Origin of the sequence: Oryzomonas japonica, from assembly GCF_008802365.1 — a bacterium.
Classification (GTDB): Bacteria; Desulfobacterota; Desulfuromonadia; order Geobacterales; family Pseudopelobacteraceae; genus Oryzomonas; species Oryzomonas japonica.
Genome location: NZ_VZQZ01000009.1, coordinates 113640 through 130952, shown reverse-complemented (window position 1 = coordinate 130952; position 17313 = coordinate 113640). Strand labels below are relative to the sequence as shown.

General features: G+C 56.3%; 14 protein-coding genes, 1 tRNA gene and 2 riboswitches. Of the genes, 8 read left to right on the top strand and 7 right to left on the bottom strand.

Annotated elements, in window-relative coordinates; genetic code table 11:
• The first annotated feature begins 8 nt into the window (after window positions 1–8).
• The 4 genes from F6V25_RS14025 (at window position 9) to F6V25_RS14010 (ending at window position 3518) form a co-directional block, all read left to right on the top strand.
• Entirely contained in the window at window positions 9–1331 is a 1323-nt protein-coding gene (locus F6V25_RS14025; RefSeq protein WP_151129182.1) for a V-type ATP synthase subunit B, read from the top strand.
• On the top strand, window positions 1328–1948 hold the full coding sequence (locus F6V25_RS14020; RefSeq protein WP_151129180.1) for a V-type ATP synthase subunit D: 621 nt from the start codon (window positions 1328–1330) through the stop codon (window positions 1946–1948). Before F6V25_RS14025 ends, F6V25_RS14020 begins: the two co-directional genes overlap by 4 nt.
• Window positions 1949–2085: 137 nt before the next feature.
• Window positions 2086–2161, top strand: a tRNA-Asn gene (locus tag F6V25_RS14015).
• A gap of 403 nt (window positions 2162–2564) precedes the next feature.
• A complete protein-coding gene (locus tag F6V25_RS14010; RefSeq protein WP_151129178.1) occupies window positions 2565–3518 on the top strand; it encodes a helix-turn-helix domain-containing protein in 954 nt (317 codons plus the stop codon).
• A gap of 126 nt (window positions 3519–3644) precedes the next feature.
• On the opposite strand, the gene F6V25_RS14005 is transcribed toward F6V25_RS14010, so the two are convergent.
• The 3 genes from F6V25_RS14005 to F6V25_RS13995 form a co-directional block, all read right to left on the bottom strand.
• Entirely contained in the window at window positions 3645–4556 is a 912-nt protein-coding gene (locus tag F6V25_RS14005) for a L,D-transpeptidase family protein (RefSeq protein WP_246167051.1), read from the bottom strand.
• A gap of 225 nt (window positions 4557–4781) precedes the next feature.
• Complete coding sequence (locus F6V25_RS14000) at window positions 4782–5084, bottom strand: Lpp/OprI family alanine-zipper lipoprotein (RefSeq protein WP_149308834.1); 303 nt, start codon at window positions 5082–5084, stop codon at window positions 4782–4784.
• Window positions 5085–5163: 79 nt separating this feature from the next.
• On the bottom strand, window positions 5164–6483 hold the full coding sequence (locus F6V25_RS13995) for a L,D-transpeptidase family protein (RefSeq protein WP_151129174.1): 1320 nt from the start codon (window positions 6481–6483) through the stop codon (window positions 5164–5166).
• Between the two features lie 121 nt (window positions 6484–6604).
• A riboswitch (cyclic di-GMP riboswitch) is annotated at window positions 6605–6681 on the bottom strand.
• A 146-nt stretch (window positions 6682–6827) separates the two neighbouring features.
• Window positions 6828–6904: riboswitch (cyclic di-GMP riboswitch) on the bottom strand.
• Between the two features lie 301 nt (window positions 6905–7205).
• Between F6V25_RS13995 and F6V25_RS13990 the strand changes: the two genes are divergently transcribed.
• The 3 genes from F6V25_RS13990 to F6V25_RS13980 all read left to right on the top strand — a co-directional run bounded on the left by F6V25_RS13990 (window position 7206) and on the right by F6V25_RS13980 (window position 10357).
• Window positions 7206–7910: a GntR family transcriptional regulator gene (locus F6V25_RS13990; RefSeq protein ID WP_151129172.1), complete on the top strand. Its 705-nt coding sequence runs from the start codon at window positions 7206–7208 to the stop codon at window positions 7908–7910.
• A gap of 171 nt (window positions 7911–8081) precedes the next feature.
• Complete coding sequence (locus tag F6V25_RS13985; protein ID WP_151129170.1) at window positions 8082–9677, top strand: acetyl-CoA hydrolase/transferase C-terminal domain-containing protein; 1596 nt, start codon at window positions 8082–8084, stop codon at window positions 9675–9677.
• A gap of 17 nt (window positions 9678–9694) precedes the next feature.
• Window positions 9695–10357 carry an acetate uptake transporter gene (locus tag F6V25_RS13980; protein WP_246167050.1) on the top strand — a complete coding sequence of 221 codons (663 nt, stop codon included), beginning with the start codon at window positions 9695–9697 and terminating at the stop codon, window positions 10355–10357.
• A gap of 239 nt (window positions 10358–10596) precedes the next feature.
• Here the strand turns inward: F6V25_RS13980 and F6V25_RS13975 are convergent, their stop codons facing one another.
• From F6V25_RS13975 to F6V25_RS13960, 4 genes are all read right to left on the bottom strand, one after another.
• Window positions 10597–11400 carry an efflux RND transporter periplasmic adaptor subunit gene (locus tag F6V25_RS13975; RefSeq protein WP_246167049.1) on the bottom strand — a complete coding sequence of 268 codons (804 nt, stop codon included), beginning with the start codon at window positions 11398–11400 and terminating at the stop codon, window positions 10597–10599.
• Window positions 11401–11533: 133 nt separating this feature from the next.
• Window positions 11534–11734, bottom strand: a complete 201-nt coding sequence (locus tag F6V25_RS13970) for a DUF1656 domain-containing protein (protein ID WP_149308822.1) — start codon at window positions 11732–11734, stop codon at window positions 11534–11536.
• The gene (locus F6V25_RS13965) at window positions 11724–13907 is read right to left on the bottom strand and encodes an FUSC family protein (RefSeq protein ID WP_151129166.1); all 2184 of its coding nucleotides are present in this window, start codon (window positions 13905–13907) and stop codon (window positions 11724–11726) included. Before F6V25_RS13965 ends, F6V25_RS13970 begins: the two co-directional genes overlap by 11 nt.
• A complete protein-coding gene (locus F6V25_RS13960; protein WP_246167054.1) occupies window positions 13904–15328 on the bottom strand; it encodes an efflux transporter outer membrane subunit in 1425 nt (474 codons plus the stop codon). The genes F6V25_RS13965 and F6V25_RS13960 overlap by 4 nt, the downstream gene beginning before the upstream one ends.
• Before the next feature lie 343 nt (window positions 15329–15671).
• Here F6V25_RS13960 and F6V25_RS13955 point away from each other — a divergent pair, with 343 nt between their 5' ends.
• Window positions 15672–17225, top strand: a complete 1554-nt coding sequence (locus tag F6V25_RS13955) for a sigma 54-interacting transcriptional regulator (RefSeq protein WP_151129163.1) — start codon at window positions 15672–15674, stop codon at window positions 17223–17225.
• Window positions 17226–17313: the final 88 nt, after the last annotated feature.

Below are 17313 nucleotides of genomic sequence, written 5' to 3'. Positions count from 1 at the left end.
AGGTGGCTATGAGGCTGAGCGAACACCGATACCGTACCGTTGCCTCCGTGGGGGGGCCGCTCCTCTTCGTGGAGGGGGTCGTGAACTGCCGCATGGGGGAGATGGTGCGGATCATCTACCCGGACGGCACGGCCGTGGCCGGCGAGGTGTTGAAGATCTCCGGCCGGACCGTGCTGATCCAGGTGTTCGGGGAGACCGCGGGCATCGACCTGGGGGCCGAGGTGATCTTCAGCGATGCGGTCCGCCGGGCTCCATTGTCCCGCTCCATGGTAGGTCGGGTCTTCAACGGCTCCTTCGAACCCATAGACGGCCTCCCCATGTTTATCCCGGAGCAATGGGGCGGGGTGAACGGCCTCCCCATCAACCCCACGGCCCGGGCCTGCCCCGAGGAATTCATCGAAACCGGCTTTACGGCCATCGACACCCTCAATACCCTGGTCAAGGGGCAGAAGCTCCCCATCTTCTCCTGCGCCGGGCTCCCCTCCCGCGAGGTGGCGGCCGGCATCCTGCGCAACGCGCGCCTGGCGGGCGGGGGTGAATTCGTGGTGGTGTTCGTGGCCCTGGGGCTGACCCACCACGACTACTCCTTTTACATGGACGCGCTCCAGGAGATGCGCACCGGGTTCGTGGCCTTCGTGAACCGGGCCGACGAGCCGGTGGTGGAGCGGCTCCTGGCGCCCCGCTTCGGTCTGGCCTGCGCCGAATACTTGGCCTTTTCCTGCGGCATGGACGTGCTGGTGGTGGTGACCGACATCACCAACTACTGCGACGCCCTGCGGGAGGTCTCCACGGCCCGGGAGGAACTCCCCGGACGGCGGGGCTATCCCGGTTACATGTACTCCGACCTGGCCTCCCTGTACGAACGGGCCGGGCGGATACAGGGAACGGCCGGGTCGGTCACCATGCTGCCGGTGGTGACCATGCCGGAGGATGACATTACCCACCCGATCCCGGACCTGACCGGCTACATCACCGAGGGGCAGATCGTGCTCTCCCGGGAACTGCACCAGCGGGGCGTCTTCCCGCCGGTGGACGTGCTCCCCAGCCTGTCCCGGCTCATGCAGCGCGGCATCGGCCCCGGCCACACGCGGGATGACCATCGCCGGATCGCCGACGCCCTGTACCGGCACTACGCCAAGGGGCGCTACGTGCGCGGCCTGGAGGCGGTGGTGGGGCGGGAGGGGATGATGGAGGCGGACCGGGTGATGCTCGATTTCGCCGACGCCTTTGAGGCCGAGGTCATCGGCCAGGGCGAGGCCCGGCGGGGGATCGGCGCGAGCCTCGACGCCGGCCTGGCCCTGTTGAAACGCTTCTCTTTGGAGCCGCCATGATCCATCCGACCCGCACCAACCTGCTGCTGCTCAAGGAAAAGGCCCGCTCCGTGACCGGGAGCGTCGGCATCCTCACGGCCCGCCGCCTGGCTCTGATCCGGGAGATCCTGGCCATCTCCACCCCCTTCCTCCAATCCCGGGCAGAGGTGAAAAAGGCCTACACCAGAGCCCTGACCGAGATGGCGCTTGCCAGCGGCCTGGAAGGGGACGATTTCGTCGGATCGTTACCCATGGGGACTGCCCGGGATGTGGGGGTGGAGGTAGGGGAGCGGAACGTCATGGGGCTCCGTTATCGAGATATCCAGATTCAGGGCGAGGTACGCCGCCCCCCGGACGAGCGGGGCTACGACTGCCGCTTCACCACGCCGCACCTGGAGGAGGCCATCGGCCTCTTCGAGGAGATCGTGGCGGAGATGTTGGAGATAGCCGCCTTCGAGGTGCGCATGAAGCGGCTGGGGGAGGAGGTGGTCCGGGTGACGCGACGGATCAGGGTGCTGGAGGAGCGGGTGCTCCCCGGCCTGCAAAGCGAGATCAAGGATATCGCCCACTATATCGGCGAGCGGGAGCGGGAATCCTTCTACCGCCTGAAGCGTTTCAAGGAACAGCGGAGTGGATGAGCCGGGCGGGGCACGCGGGATAAATAACATGATATCAATTGCTTTGACCGTGACCTCCGAGCGGTAATTTTTTTGCGTACATTTTGAGTTGACACAGCCGATAATTCCATGCTAAAAAATCGGCTCTACATCGCTATTCCCCAATAGCTCAGTTGGTAGAGCAGGTGGCTGTTAACCACCTTGTCCCTGGTTCGAGTCCGGGTTGGGGAGCCAAACAAAACAAGGGTCGATTTTCTCCAGAAAATCGACCCTTTTCTATTGCATCACAAAATTACGTCCCAACTCCTTCCGATCTAATCTTCGCAATTCTAGCCACTTGCAAAGTTCGAATCTGGTTTGCGTCATCGAACCCTGGCTTTCAGCGCTCGCGCCGGCCCAGCTATTTTTCGCAGAGACCAAATGGATCAGCGGTGAACTCCCCATCCATGCATCAGCACCTCGATGTACATCTCTCGCCAGCCATTAGGATAAAATGTTGGCAAGGCGAGAAACACAGTGATGGTGTATGCTAAAAAAAATTTACTAAATATTATTGCATTATACTAAATTATGGCTAAAATTAACTAACCTAAATGGTCTCATGATTTTACTAAACTACCTTGAAGGAGTATTGAATATGGACAGCGAAGCTTTGGTGCAACTCGCGTTGGAAAATTTGTCATGCAGTCAGAAGGAACTTGCTCTTCGCCTCGGAGTTTCACCGACGCAAATTAGCAAGTGGAAGAAAGGAGAACACATGTCAGCCGAGATGGAAGAAAAGATTCGTAAAATCGTGAAGATCGGTGATAGAAACCCTGGATTCGTGTTGTGGGCAGGCTCCGTTCAAGATGCGGACAAGTGGGAAAAGCTCATTCATTTCTTGGCTGAGGTGGCAATAGATAATGCTGAAACAGGATATGACACCTATCCACTTCATGACGAAGTGGGTCTTTTGTGCAGGGAGACATTCTCTGTTCTCAGGGAGATGGGCGTTGAGTTGCCTAAAAAATTCCCCAAACAACTCAACATTGACTATGAGAGCGATGAGGTTGACCATGAAGATGTAATGACAGTTTTACTTGAGGAGAACCCCTATTCGTCACTTATTTACAGTATATATAAATCTCTAAATGATACCTATGGGTTCTACGCTGCGTACCTCTCCGACATGCTGAGTGACGATGAGTTAGTAGGGACAGCAGCTGACAATATTGAGCCTTGTCTCATGCAATTGGCTGCTTGTAAGATTGAAGACGATAAAGGATTGGCGTCTAAGTTTAGGGAGTTCAAACATCATATTATGAAGGATTATGAAGAATGGATCAACTTTGTCAAAGAGACAGCCTTCCGCGTCGGCATTCCACTAAGGGCAGAGCTTCTCGAGTTAGTCTATAAGTCCCATGACGAGCTTGGGCATGAGGCAGAAGCAGAGAGCTTCGGGTTTAACTCCTCGCGTGTACACCCAGATATTTACATGAATGAACTCCTCTGCGGTATGAGAGTGATTCACCAAGTGCTGCCGGTAATAATGAAGAAACTTGGGATATACGACGAGTTTGTATTGGACGAATCGGAACTTCGGATTAGATGAATCCAGGCTGCGAGCCAAATGTGGTGATCACTATTCGGCTCGGCCGTCCCGGAATGGCTGTGATCTTTATCACCGATTCCGGGTGTTTCTCGTTCTGTTTCAATCCGATCACCCTGGTACAGCCCCCTACGGCCGTATCTCAACAACCGTATTGAGCGGCACCAGCTTGTAGATCTCCTCTATCTCTTCGTCGGTTACAGCGATGCACCCTTTCGTCCAATCCTTGTTTGCCTGAAGATCGCCAACCCACGAGAAACCTGTCTTGATCCCGTGGATCATGATGTCGCCGCCCGGAGAAACGCCCAGCTCCTTTGCCCGCTTTTTGTCCCGCTCGTTTGGATAGGAGACATGGAGGGCTTGGTGGTACTGGCTGTTCTTGTTCTTCCCATCGATGACGTAGGTCCCTTCGGGGGTTTTGTTATCCCCCTGCCGCTCCTTGGGGCCATCCGGATTTCCCCCCAGGGCGATCTTGTAGGTTTTGAGCACCTCGCCCGTTGAGATCAGCATCAGCCGCCGTTCTTTTTTTTCTATCACGATCCTGTCCACCGATCTCTTCCGGGTGGCAAAATCCAGAACATTCTGCTCGAGCGCCATTATCCGCTGGTGCAGCGTAGCTACTTCATTATCCTTGCCTTTTGCCTCTTGATGGAGAACCCCTATTTGTGCCTGCTGCTCGGCAATCAATCGGTCCTTGAAAATAACATTGTTGATGGTAAAGACCATCATTTCGCTGTTTGGCCGGTAGTCACTCCCCGGATATCCCGTGATGAGCTTTTGGAAACAGTCCAGAGATTTCGCATAATCCTTGTGTTCGTTCTTGGGGTGGGAATAAATAATACCCATTTCAAACAGGACCCGGTCTCTCGCTGTGGGCTCTTTTTCTATCAAGTGCTCGTATTTGTCCAGGGATGCCTGGTACTTCCCCTGGCTGAAGAGATCATTGGCTTCTTCGAAGGCGGCCTTGTCGTGAAATCCTCCCTTCATGCCGCTGCATCCGACCATGAGCATCGGCGTCAGTACGATGCAGACAAGGAACAAGAAAAGGCGTCCATTCCTCTCCCCCTGTTTCCCGGCCCCAGATGCCGAAGAACGTCTGAAAACCGCAGACTGTATGATTTGGCAGGCTCTCGGTTGCCCCATCTTTTCACCCCCGGGCGGATACAACGGACCATCCTGTCCCGATACGCGTACATGGCGAATGATGAAGCGGCAGGGGGGGAGACCCTGCCGCTTCATCATCCTAAGCAGTCATCTGGAATCGACTCATTTCCTCATGGATCTCTGGAACACCGCGTCGGCTTTTTTGGCCTTCTCGTCGGCGATCTTTTCCCGTGCCTCAGCCTCCTTGGTCGCTGCATCGGCGCGGGCTGCGGCGGCATCTGCATTTAACTTGGCCGCATCGGCCGCCGCCTTGGCAGCCTGCGCATCCCGCAATGCCTGATCAGCCTTCGCATCAATCAGTTTTTGCTGGGCCTGCATTTTCTCCAGGTCACCGGTTGTGGCACAACTCATCAACGTTATCGCGGGGAAAAACATCATTGCCACCAGTAAAATACTTTTCTTCATCTCCCATTACCTCCCTTTCGTTGGTTTGCCCTGTTTCAATATGTGACTTCAAAACAAGGCCCTGCTCCATAAACACGATTCACATCTTCCTGACCGGCTCAATCACGATACCGTCCATATCCAGATCAAGCTTCAGGCGTCTGGTCGCCTCCCTGGCCTCGCCGGCGGTGTTGAAGGGACCGGCGATAACACGGTAACTGTTGCTCTTTGGTATAACCTGCGCCGGGATTGGCGGTCCCTGGTGGTTGATAATGGCGGCCATTCTCCGGGCGTCGATCTCGTCAGGCACATCGGCCGCCAGCACATACCATGCTGCCATGTTCAGCTCCGGCGGTTCCGGCTTGCCGTACAGTTTTGCCGGGTGCTCGACCTCCACCAGTTTGGGAATCCCTTCTTCACTCCCTGGGCTCATTTCGAAGATGGGAACCGGAATCCCCCTGGCTTCGGCCTGTACCTTCTTGATCTTTTCCCAGTCGAGCGGTCGCGCCGACTTTTTTTCAATGGTTTTCAATTTTTCATAGATTTTCTGCAACTCTGCGGCGCCCGAGTCCTCCTGGGGCGTATGGGCTTCCAGGTACAGCACGCCATTGCGTTGGCCAAGGAGGTAGGGCTGATTGACAATGACGACCGGTGTAGAAACCGGGGTGTCGCTGAAGAGCGTCTTGATGTTTTCCGGGTAGAGCCTCATGCAGCCGTTGGTCGCCTTGAGGCCGATGCTGGCCGGTTTATTGGTGCCGTGGATCAGGTAACCCGATTTGCTGAGATAGAGCGCGTATTCTCCCAAGGGGTTCTGAGGTCCCGGCGGGACTGCCGCGGGCAGGATGTCCCCTTTTTTTCTATGATCCGCGGCAATCGAAGCGGGCACATGCCAGGTCGGCCGGGCTGCCTTGCGCTCCACGCGCATGGGGCCTTGGGGGGTGGGGCGTTCTCTGGTCCCGACCCCGACCGGGTAGGTGACCACCACCGGCGACGTGCCATCCCCCCTATACTGAAAGAGCCTCATGGTGGCCAGATTGACCACAATGCCTTTTCTCGGAGCGTTCGGCAGGATAAAGCTCAGGGGTAACATGGTACGCACACCGGCCTCGGGCGCCCAGACATCCACCCCCGGATTGGCGGCGCTGACGGCATTGAGCCCCAAGCCGAAGTGGCGGGCGATATCCGGCAGCGTATCCCCCTTTTCAAGTCTGACGACCGCCAGCCGGCCAATGACGTCGTCCCCTTTGGCGACCGGAAACCTGTTTCGTTCGATCTCCTTTTCCATGTGGTCCGGGGCAAGCCATGAGTCCTCCTGGGGAGCTTTTACCGCCGCACATCCCTGGAGAGCTACGATGAATAACCATAGAGCTATAAGGCGAAACCACTGGGGTAAGAGTGACGGGGCAACGATTCGGCGCATGGGTAATATGATACCTTTCTCACTGGTCTATACGTTATGCTGACAACAGCTTCCCCTTGGGGGGAAGGCCGCAATGTCCGGGTCCGGGCACAAAAAAGCCGGGGCCGGAAAAGAGGTGAATTTCGGCAACCCGGCTGTCTCAGTGAGACCCTGTAGGCTTTCCGCCCCATCCTCGCGGATGGTTGAGTATTATCGTGTACCACCAAGCAGGTGTATGCCGTTTTCCGCCACCGACGCGAACCGGCATACGACGACGCCCTATAAAGATGCACCTCGTGTTGACTCGACCTCCAGTGCTGTTTTGATGACAAAAAAAAGCCGGGTTGCCGAATATCTCGTGATATTTCGGCAACCCGGCTGTCTCAGTAAGACCCTATAGGCTTTCCGCCCCATCCTTGCGAATGGTTAAGTATTATCGTCTATCTCTAAAATTTGGGCCTTTCTACCAGTTCCATGGGGCGTTGTCAATTTTATTCTAAGAATAAGGTTTATTTGACGCACCCGCCGTAAACGTCGGTAACCAAAATATCCTTATCTTTCGGATAGTGGCCATCTCTCTCGCCACCGGTCCGCCGGATGACTCCTGGATCGCGGCCAGGAGTTCACCTTGCAAATTCAACAAAAACATATTTTTTTATTTAAAATAAAAGTGTCGACATAATTGTCTTGATAAGACGTTTTTTGAGGTATAGTATTTCTTAAAAGAGAGAGGTGTCGACAGTATGACCACGTTAAGTAACGAAACGAGCCCGCTATCAGCCCCCCTGACCGATCGTATTTTTGATCTGCTGCAGGATTCGATAATCAAGGGAGAGATCCCCGCGGGGAGCAAAATTTCAGAACCGGAACTGGCCAAGGCGTATGGTGTCAGTCGCGGGACCTTACGCGAAGCTTTGAGCCGCCTTGAAGAACGGCATCTCATCGTTCGGTCGCCAAACCATGGGGCAAGGGTCATATCGTTTTCTTATGAGGAACTGATTGATACCTACCAGATCCGTGAAGTTCTGGGAGGGTTGGCGTGCAGTCTCGCCGCCCAAAACATGACGGGGGATGAAATCGGAGAGCTGAGAAGGCTTCTTGATGAGCATGAGAAGAGTATCGAGGAGGACCATGGGCTCTCCTATTATCAGAAAGAAGGCGAGCTTGACTTCCATTACCGGATTTTGCAGGGGAGCCGCAACAAAAAACTTCTCGTCATCCTCGATGGCGGTCTTTACCAGTTGATCCGCATGTACCGGTATCAGTTCAGCACGGCAAGTCCCCGGCCCTATCTGGCCTTGAAAGAGCATCGCCGCATCGTTGATGCAATCGAAGAGCGGGATTCCGAGCTTGCCGACCTCCTGATGCGTCGCCACATAAGAACCGCACGCATAAACGTTGAGGAACGGCACAAGAATGCGATGACCAAGGGGGCGGACAAAGGCTGATCAAAACTCCGCGGGGAACCTTTTCAGGCGGGCAATCGCCTCAGAACAACAAACACGCAAGCGGATGATTGAGGATTTCCGCCGATGCACCAGCATATTGATCTGCTTGAATTCAGCCGCAGTTTATTAGTTGCTTTGTTGTATACACCAAAATAGAACGGGAGGCGAAACATGCCTGAATACGGGACGTTGCAAGAACGGGTACGCTGTAGATCGCTGTTGGACCGGGTGATGAAACCGGAGGAAACCATCCAGTTTTTCAAGGATGGGATGAGTCTTGGCTGGTCCGGTTTCACCCCGGCAGGCTATCCCAAGGCGGTACCGATCGCCCTTGCGGACCATGTGGAAAAGAACAATCTTCAGGGTAAAATGCGGTTTAGTATCTTCAGCGGCGCATCCGTCGGTGCGGAAACGGAGGACCGCTGGGCGACCCTCGATATGATTGACCGGCGCTGGCCCTACCAGACCGGCAAGAACATTGCGGCGGGCATCAATGAGGGGCGTATCCGGATGGGCGACAAACACCTCTCCCTGTTTGCCCAGGATCTCGGCTATGGGTTTTATACCAAGGATACTCAAAGCGGAAAGTTGGACCTGGCCATTATCGAGGTCTCCGCCATCACGGAAGATGGCGGGCTTGTACCGACATCATCCGGCGGGGTTATCCCGGAAATCCTCATGGCGTGTGATCGCGTCATCGTCGAGGTCAATTTGGGGCAACCGTCCTTTGAGGGTATGCATGACAACATCGTCTGCAACACCCCCCCGCACCGTCAGGTCCTCGATATCACCAGGGCGGATTCAAGGATCGGCACCAGCTACGTCCCGTGTGATCCGGCCAAGATCATTGCGGTCGTGGAATCACGATATCGCGACAACGGGCGCGCCTTTTCCGAACAGGACACGACATCCGAGGCGATAGCAAACCATATCATTGACTTCTTTACCCATGAAGTAAAGGCAGGGCGGCTGCCAAAGAACCTCCTGCCGCTCCAGTCCGGGGTCGGGTCCATCGCCAATGCGGTTATCGGCGGCTTGGCCAAGGGGCCGTTCACCAACCTCAGTGTCTACACCGAAGTGTTGCAGGACACCATGCTGGATCTGATCGACTCGGGCAAGCTGGATTGCGCTTCATCCTGTTCGCTCTCCCTCTCAAAAGATGAAGGCTTCCCGCGCTTCTTTGCCAACATGGACAAATATTCCGGGAAGATCCTCCTGCGGCCGCTTGCGGTCTCCAACGCACCGGAACCGATCCGGCGCCTGGGGGTCATCGCCATGAATACCCCGGTGGAGATCGATATCTACGCCCACGCCAACTCCACCTTGGTCGGCGGAACCAGGATGATCAACGGGATCGGCGGTTCCGGCGATTTTCTGCGCAACGGTTTCCTGAAGATCATGCATACCCCGTCCAGCCGGCCATCAAAAACCGATCCGAACGGTATCACCTGCGTTGTGCCCCACTGCTCCCATATCGACCACACCGAACATGATCTCGACTGTGTGGTAACCGAGCAGGGACTGGCCGATGTGCGGGGGATGGCTCCGAAAGAGCGGGCAAAACGCATCATCGAAAAATGCGCCCATCCCGACTATAAGCCGATCCTCTCCGAGTACCTGGAGATTGCGACCAAAGATTGTATCGCACGGAAAGTCGGCCATGAACCCCAGTTGTGGGATAAGGCCTTCAAGATGCAGCTGAATCTGGCCCAAAACGGCACCATGAAAATAAAGAACTGGGACGTGAAAATAGATTTGTGTGAATAAGATCAGGGCACGGATGGATGGTCAAGCAGGACTTCGCACAACAACGACATAAAGGGAGACTCATTGATATGACCGCAAACACGCAAGATGCTGCCAACGTTGTTGCAATCAACGACACTACGGCAAATCCGGCCCCCCTCGGACTGCTCGGCTTCGGCATGACGACCATTCTGCTTAACCTGCACAATGCGGGGCTGTTTCCCATGGATTCCATGATACTCAGTATGGGCATCTTTTACGGAGGCCTCGGTCAGATCATTGTCGGCATTATGGAATGGAAGAAAAACAATACCTTTGGTGCGACCGCATTTACATCCTACGGCCTTTTCTGGCTGACCCTGGTGGCCCTGATCATCCTGCCCAAGACGGGAGGCATCCAGGCGCCTGGCGACTCGGCAATGACCGCCTACCTCGTGATGTGGGGTGTTTTTACCGGCGTTCTCTTTATCGGCACCTTTCGAATGAACCGGGCCATGCAGGTCGTGTTCGGTTCGTTGACGGTACTGTTTTTTCTCCTTGCGGCCGGAGATATGACCGGAAATCACATGATTAAATTCATTGCCGGCTGCGAAGGAATATTTTGCGGCATATCTGCCGTGTACGCCGGACTGGCGCAGGTGATTAACGAGGTCTATGGCAGAACGGTCGCCCCTCTTGGACTGGTCCGGCAACCGGGCTAAAATCGCAGTTCGTCGGGTCCTTCTTCATGCCGAATTCCAAAGCCTTCTCGTGGTGTCATAACGAGAAGGCTTTCGCGTCATTGGGGCCTTTGACGGCAGATTATTACCTTGTCATCCGGTTGTTGCGGCATGTTCCTCAAGGAAGGGCATACCATGAATATACAAGAATTTCGCGGCCAGTTGCCCGATGGGGAAACTGGCCGCTACGAGAGGAGCCCGCGGATCATCCGAACAGAATGCTAGTGGGACGATGCGGCCTTTTGGGGAGGAAGGGTGGGGCACACGATGACGGTACAGGTCATGCCGGCTGCGATCTGAACTCCCGCGGGAAGCGGATCGAGCCGGATCCGTACCGGGAGCCGCTGTGCCAGCCGCACCCAGTTGAAAACAGGATTTACGTCGGAGAGGAGTTCGCGGCTCGTGGGATTATCATGGTCGGAGATGCCGCGGGCCAGGCTCTCGATATGTCCTTTCAGAACCGGTGCGTTGCCCAGAAGACGGATATCGACCTGATCCCCCAGGTGCAGCAGGTGGAGTTTTGTCTCCTCGAAGTAGCCGTAGACCCAGAACGAATTCCTGTCGATAACGGCCAGCTTTGCCTCCCCTGCCGTCGCAAAGTCACCGGGATGAACGCCCAGGTTCGTGATGTAGCCCTCCACCGGTGAGCGCACTTCCGTACGGTTGAGGTTCAGTTTTGCCGTTTCCGCCATCACCAGGGCCTCCTGATACAGCGCCGCGGCAGAATCGGCCTGAGACCTGGAATTTTCAAGGATTTCGGTGGAAACTACGACGTTTTCCAAGCCCTCGCGTCGCCGCGCTTCCTGCTGTCGCATCGACATATCCGCTTTGCGGGCCGCAAGGACGGCATTGGCCCTGTCCCATGCCAAGCGGTAGCGTTCCCGGTCAACGGTGAACAGGAGGTCCCCCTTGTGAACCAACTGGTTATCCTTGACAGCAACATGCACAACAATGCCGGACACGTCGGCCGCGACCTTGATCACGTCGGCGCGAACCCTTCCGTCGCGGGTCCAGGGGGAGTTCATGTATCTATTCCACAACGCTCTGCTGAACAGCACGGCTGCAGCAAGAATGAGAATCGTGCACGTAAGTTGAAACAACGGCCTTAGCTTCATGGGAAACCTCTTTAATTAAATTGTGTCGTAACGCACCGCGGCCTTAGCGGAGGATCAGCAGCCCGAACGCGCCGAAGATGCAGACAAAGACGCTGAGCCGGAATAACGGTGGATGCCAAACATGCCGATAGACTCCGCATCGCCCCATGATCCTGTCCAGTAAGGTATGGGAAACGACGCTCACCAGAAATGCGAGGAACAGGGTGGGCACAAGTGCGTCAAGCAGGGCAAATTCACGCGGCATGGGGAATTACTCCTAAAAGGTTGGTCGACGGACCGTCGGTCGTAACGGCGACAAGGACATCCTCGTCCAGCAGCGCAGTCCGGATGAGGTGCAGCGAAGTAAGCATGCGATTCAGAACATTCTGGGGGCACGCACATGCTGCTGATTCTGTTTCGAGGCAGATCGTTTTGATGGCGTTGGTCACGCGGTCAAGGGCGGCATCATGAAAGGTTGCAGACGGCCGTCTGAAAAACAGCGCCGTGGCGGACAGACTTTCCTGCACGCTGTCGGCCAGCGGTTGAGGCATCCGAAGAGCCACGGCATCCTGGCGCAGATGGATTACGGCCCGGCCGATTTCGACGACCGAGAACATCAGGGTCAGCAGTCGCCGGTCTTGCTCGTTCTCTATTTTTTGCACGGCAGCCTGCTTATGCAGCAAATCACGAGTGCTGCTTTCGAAGCGATTCCCGAGACCGGCCAGGGGATCGAAGCAGGCCATGATCACCTGATGACGAATCTGGCGGGCCAAGCGCCGTTTGAGCCAGGAACCGGCCACGGGTATCATCGTGCGGTACATGACCCCCGCCACCACCACCCCCACGAGAACGCCACAACCGTCATTGATAAAGTCCACCGGGTTGAATTGCATGGTATTGCTGGGGTTTGTCATCTGGATGAAAAAAACGGTGTAACCGAAGCCGATATCGACGAGGCCGGGTCGGGTGCGGATATACAGCCCGACCATCAGAAAAGGAAGCATGCTTGCGCAGAGGAGTGCAAATCCGTCCATGTCGGGCATGACAAGGAACTTGTACACGAATGCGGCAACGAGGCCGGCCAGGTGGCCAATGAACATCCGGTTGGTGTTTCTCGATGGATCGGGGGCCGAGGCGAACAGGGCGCTTGCGATGGCGACAAAGGTGAGGGCACTGGTACCATAGGGCCATGCGGAAGCGATCCAGAACCACCCGATCACGATGATCCCGACAAAGGCCCTTCCCCCCGACAAGAGAGCGACTACCGGGTCAGTTCGAACGGAAAAGTCGATATCGTCCGGGGTATTCGGTTCGTTTTCAGCGTTTGGCAGTGTGGCATAGGTTCTGGTGTAAGCATGCAGCTCTCGCAGGAAGCGATGCAGAAGTTCCACGGCTGTCGCAAAATCCAGCACTGTTTGGGGGTCACCATCAGCCGCGATGTTTTTCCGCACTTCCTCGATGCGGCGTCCCAGCACTGCGCGGAAAGCGGCGATTCGTCGTGCGGCCTGATGCGCCGCATCGGCATTCGCCGGGATCTCGCCCTTGGTAACGACCGTCTCGCCGAATGATTCCCACAGGCTGGTGAGAGCTTGGCCCGCCGGGGTTGCGTTTTTCGTCAGCCTCTTCAAAAGGTGCTGGAAGGAACTGAAGGTGGTGGTTACCGCCATGAATTCACTGTTGAGCTTCCGCAGCCTGAGATCGCGGCCCCGTATCTCCGGGTCTTCCAGGACCGCATTGCTGCGGATCGATTCGAGCGAAAGCACATTGCCGACCAGTCGGAGTCGCATACTATCGAGCTCGGCGCGTCCGGCCGCGCCGGAGAGCGATGCCCGGATGAAAGCGATGAATTCCCTGTAGCGGTTCTGGACGTTACTGGTAATGGCATCGGAAAGGCGCCGCGGGAAGACGACGTCGCTGACGACGCCGGCACACAGGATGCCCAGGGTGATCTCGGTAAGCCGGGTGGAGGCGATGGAGAAGAATGCCGTGGGCTCCGGTATGGAAAATTGGCCCATCATGGCCGCCGAATACCCGGCCAGGACGCATCCATAGGACCTGAAATTGCGGTAGAAAGCCGAGCCGGCGGTACAGAGCCCGACCCACACGGCCAGCCCGAGTACGTAGAGCACCGGCTCCTGGGCGAACAGGCTCAAAAGCAGGAGACCGACGAGAATGCCGGCAATCGTGGCGCCGATGCGATAGATGCTCTTCACCAGAACCAGGCCGGTTTGTTGCTGCATGACGATGACCGCGGTCATCATGGCCGTGCGCGGCTGATCGAGCCGTAGTTGCATGGATATCCACATCGCCAGGAAAGCGGCCAGGATGATCTTGAACACGAATATCCAATCCAAGCCGTCGCTCCTGCCCCAAAAGACCAGTTCCCGCCATACCGTGCCGAACGATGATTTCACGGCATCCGCCCCGAAAGCGCTCATTGCTGCATCCCCTTCGCCTGTGGCGGCGTGACCGGTATTCCTCCTCCGATCGCTTGCATCAAGGCGGCGTATGCGTCGAGAAAGCGCGCCTCCACCTGCGCCTTGCGCTGGGCTTCGATCAGTGTCTGGTTCTGGGCATTGAGGACATTGAAGTAATCGGTCATCCCGGAACGGAAGGCCTGGAGCGCTATGTCGTAGGTGCGATTTGCAAGATCATGGGCATTGTTCGACTCCCTGCGCTGCGTTTCCAGGGAGCGCAGGGTAACAATCTGATTGGCGACGTTTTCCAGGGCCCGGATCAGGGTGCTGTTGTACGATTCCACCGCGATGTCGTAATCGGCAGTTGAAACGGCAAGCTGGCTGCGGAGCCGCCCGCCTTCGAAGATCGGCAGTGAAATTGCCGGGCCGAAGCCTGCGATCAATGACCCCGGGGAGAGGAATTGGGCAAAGCTGAGGGACTGCCACCCGGCAAAAGCCGTAAGGTTGATGTTCGGGTAGAACGCCGCCTTGGCGACGTCGATCCCGTTACCGGCCGCCTCAACCAGCCAGCATTGGGCTACCACGTCGGGCCGGCGTCCCAGCAGATCGGCGGGCAGGACGGCCGGCAGGCCGATCGGCACGTTGAGGGACAGGGATGGCCGGTGGATACTCTCCCCATCACCCGGCCCTTTGCCGGTAAGCGCACTCAACTGATTGCGCAACAACTCGATCGACTCGGAAATACGCTCGATCTCCGCCCGTGCCGCCGGCAACGGCGTTTCCGTCTGCCTCAGGTCGAGTTCCGTCGCGAGCCCCGCGGTCAGGCGCTTCCGGGTGATATCAAAGATATTCTGGCGTTGGCGCAGCGTCGAGCGGGCGATGTCCAACAACACATGCTGGAGCGACAGCTGCACGTAAAACCGTACCATCGTTGTCTGGAGGGCCAGGCGAATCTCCTGGGCTTCGGCCGTTGCCACCTGGACGTAATCCAGGGATGCTGCCAGTGTTTTGCGGTTTTTCCCCCACAGGTCGAGTTCGTAGAAGAGATCGAGTGTCGCCCGATTGTTCCACGACCAATTGCCGGCATAGGGCGGCGGAATGAATTGATGCTCCGTGAACTGCTCCCGGGTGAAGGCGGCGTCGGCCTGGAGGGAGGGGAGCAGGGCCGATCCCGCAATCCCGCTCAGTGCCTGTGCTTTTGCAACGCGGGCCTGCGCCATGCGTATGCTCGGGTTCCCGGAGGTTGCCTCCTCGACCAGACGGTCAAGCTGCGGATCGGCATACGCCTTCCACCATTGCTGCGACGGCCACGGGGTCGGCTGTTTTGCGGCCGATTTCAGCGTGCTGCCTGCATTCAGCTGATTGGGATCGAGCATGCGTGAACGCGGTGAGGTATTGGGAGTATTGTGGGGTAAGCTGGCACAGCCGCCGATGATAAGCACCAGTGCCGCTTTCAAGCAATTGGCTACGCAAATTTTGTTTCGATGGAAAAACAGACTGATCTCCTAAAGCTCTTGAAGGTTGATACATCTCTTTAATCGGTAACGAGGCTGTTTCAGTCTCGGGGGCAAAAAATCGCAACATCGGGTATATCGCTTATATGCTAAAGCTATAATCGTGCCAAAACATAAATATAAACAATATCAAGATTTTACGTTGTTATGCTGCCCCGTGGTAGCAATATGCTGCTAATTTTATTGCAATATGTTGCTTAAAATATGATAATTGCAAAATATTGCGTTAAGCAGGGCCGCAACGCACAAGCGAGCCGGAAAGAGAGGCCATATGGTTAACCGGGACGATTTTTTTAGAGAGGTTACGATCAGGATCTGCAGCAGCCTCGATATAAAAACAGCGCTCAGGAATGCCTTCGACTATCTGAAGCTTTACTTCCCCCTGGATACCCTCAGTCTGACCATTCACGATGTCAACATCTCATCCATCAGGAGAATCGCCAACGTAGCGGCGGACAATGTGGATCTTCCTGATGAGATCATCGCCATTCCCAAGAAGCTTTGGAAACAGATACAAGCATGGAAGCCCATCGTTCCTACCATTATAAGCTCCGACCGCGACGATTTTTTCCGCATATTGGCACCATTCATCAAGCTTGAGGGGAATTCAAAGATTCTCGTGCCGCTCCTGATCGAGGGAAAATCACTGGGGTCGCTGATATTATGCGCGCGTGGCGAGGGGAGATATAACGCCAGACATACCGGGCTCCTCGCAACGGTTGCCACCCCCTTTGCCATCGCCCTGGCCAATGCCTTGTCGTACGAAAAGCTCTTGAAATACCGGGACCGGCTTATCGACGACAACCACTTTCTGAACAAGGAACTCTCCACACGAGCCGGAGGCCGAATAATCGGAGAGGATTCGGGGTTGAAAAACGTCCTGGATCTGGTCCAGCACGTGGCGCCGCTCAACAACACGGTATTGCTTCTGGGGGAAACGGGGACCGGCAAGGAAGTGATTGCCAACGCAATCCATTTTGCCTCGCCACGCAAAAACGGACCATTCATCAAGGTCAACTGCGGGGCGATCCCGGGGAGCCTTATTGACAGTGAACTGTTCGGCCACGAAAAGGGGGCATTTACCGGAGCGGTGGATGAAAGGCGCGGACGCTTCGAGCGCGCCGACGGCGGGACCATCTTTCTGGATGAAATCGCGGAATTGCCGCCCCCTGCCCAAGTGCGCCTGCTTCGCGTCCTTCAGAATCGCGAAATCGAACGGGTCGGGGGCAACAAATCAATCCCCGTCGATATCCGCGTGATCGCCGCAACCCACCGCAATCTGGAAAACATGGTTTCGGAAAACAGGTTCAGAGAGGATCTCTGGTTCAGGCTGAATGTCTTCCCCATTATCATACCGCCGCTACGGCAGCGCAAAGGGGACATTCCGCTCCTGGCGCGCTATTTTGTGAGGGCAAAGGCCATGGAATTGGGTTTTGCCCTCACGCCCGCCATTGCCCCGGGAGCCATGGCGCGTCTGGTGAATTACGATTGGCCCGGCAACGTCCGCGAATTGGAAAACCTGATGGAGCGGGAGGTGATACTGCACCAGGGGGGGCAATTGATGTTCGATACGCTGCTGCCGGGTGGAAGAAAAAGTGAAAACGCGGTCCCCAAAGAGGTCCGCAACTCTCCCGCCCCCTTGAGGCTTGATGAAGCAATGGCCTTGCACCTGAGCGATGTCATGCGAGTGGCCAATGGCAGGATCCATGGACCTGGCGGTGCGGCTGAATTGCTTGGTATCAATCCGAGCACCTTGCGGTGGCGGCTGGATAAGCTCGGCATAAGGCACGGCCGCTCTAAAAAAACATCTGAGCCGTTACCATGATACGTCATCTCTGGGGTAACCCCGCCATTCGTGTCGCCACGCAGCAAATCCCCACAAGGGCTTGCCGTTAATCGCTGTGAGCCCCTTT

Bases quoted from the DNA above. Each gene is read 5' to 3' on its own strand.
- F6V25_RS14000 (WP_149308834.1), bottom strand. From the start codon at position 5,084: ATGAAGAAAAGTATTTTACTGGTGGCAATGATGTTTTTCCCCGCGATA.
- F6V25_RS13985 (WP_151129170.1), top strand. From the start codon at position 8,082: ATGCCTGAATACGGGACGTTGCAAGAACGGGTACGCTGTAGATCGCTG.
- F6V25_RS13980 (WP_246167050.1), top strand. From the start codon at position 9,695: ATGGTCAAGCAGGACTTCGCACAACAACGACATAAAGGGAGACTCATT.
- F6V25_RS13990 (WP_151129172.1), top strand. From the start codon at position 7,206: ATGACCACGTTAAGTAACGAAACGAGCCCGCTATCAGCCCCCCTGACC.
- F6V25_RS13955 (WP_151129163.1), top strand. From the start codon at position 15,672: ATGGTTAACCGGGACGATTTTTTTAGAGAGGTTACGATCAGGATCTGC.
- F6V25_RS13970 (WP_149308822.1), bottom strand. From the start codon at position 11,734: ATGCCGCGTGAATTTGCCCTGCTTGACGCACTTGTGCCCACCCTGTTC.
- F6V25_RS13975 (WP_246167049.1), bottom strand. From the start codon at position 11,400: ATGAACTCCCCCTGGACCCGCGACGGAAGGGTTCGCGCCGACGTGATC.
- F6V25_RS13995 (WP_151129174.1), bottom strand. From the start codon at position 6,483: ATGCGCCGAATCGTTGCCCCGTCACTCTTACCCCAGTGGTTTCGCCTT.
- F6V25_RS14020 (WP_151129180.1), top strand. From the start codon at position 1,328: ATGATCCATCCGACCCGCACCAACCTGCTGCTGCTCAAGGAAAAGGCC.
- F6V25_RS14010 (WP_151129178.1), top strand. From the start codon at position 2,565: ATGGACAGCGAAGCTTTGGTGCAACTCGCGTTGGAAAATTTGTCATGC.
- F6V25_RS13965 (WP_151129166.1), bottom strand. From the start codon at position 13,907: ATGAGCGCTTTCGGGGCGGATGCCGTGAAATCATCGTTCGGCACGGTA.
- F6V25_RS14025 (WP_151129182.1), top strand. From the start codon at position 9: ATGAGGCTGAGCGAACACCGATACCGTACCGTTGCCTCCGTGGGGGGG.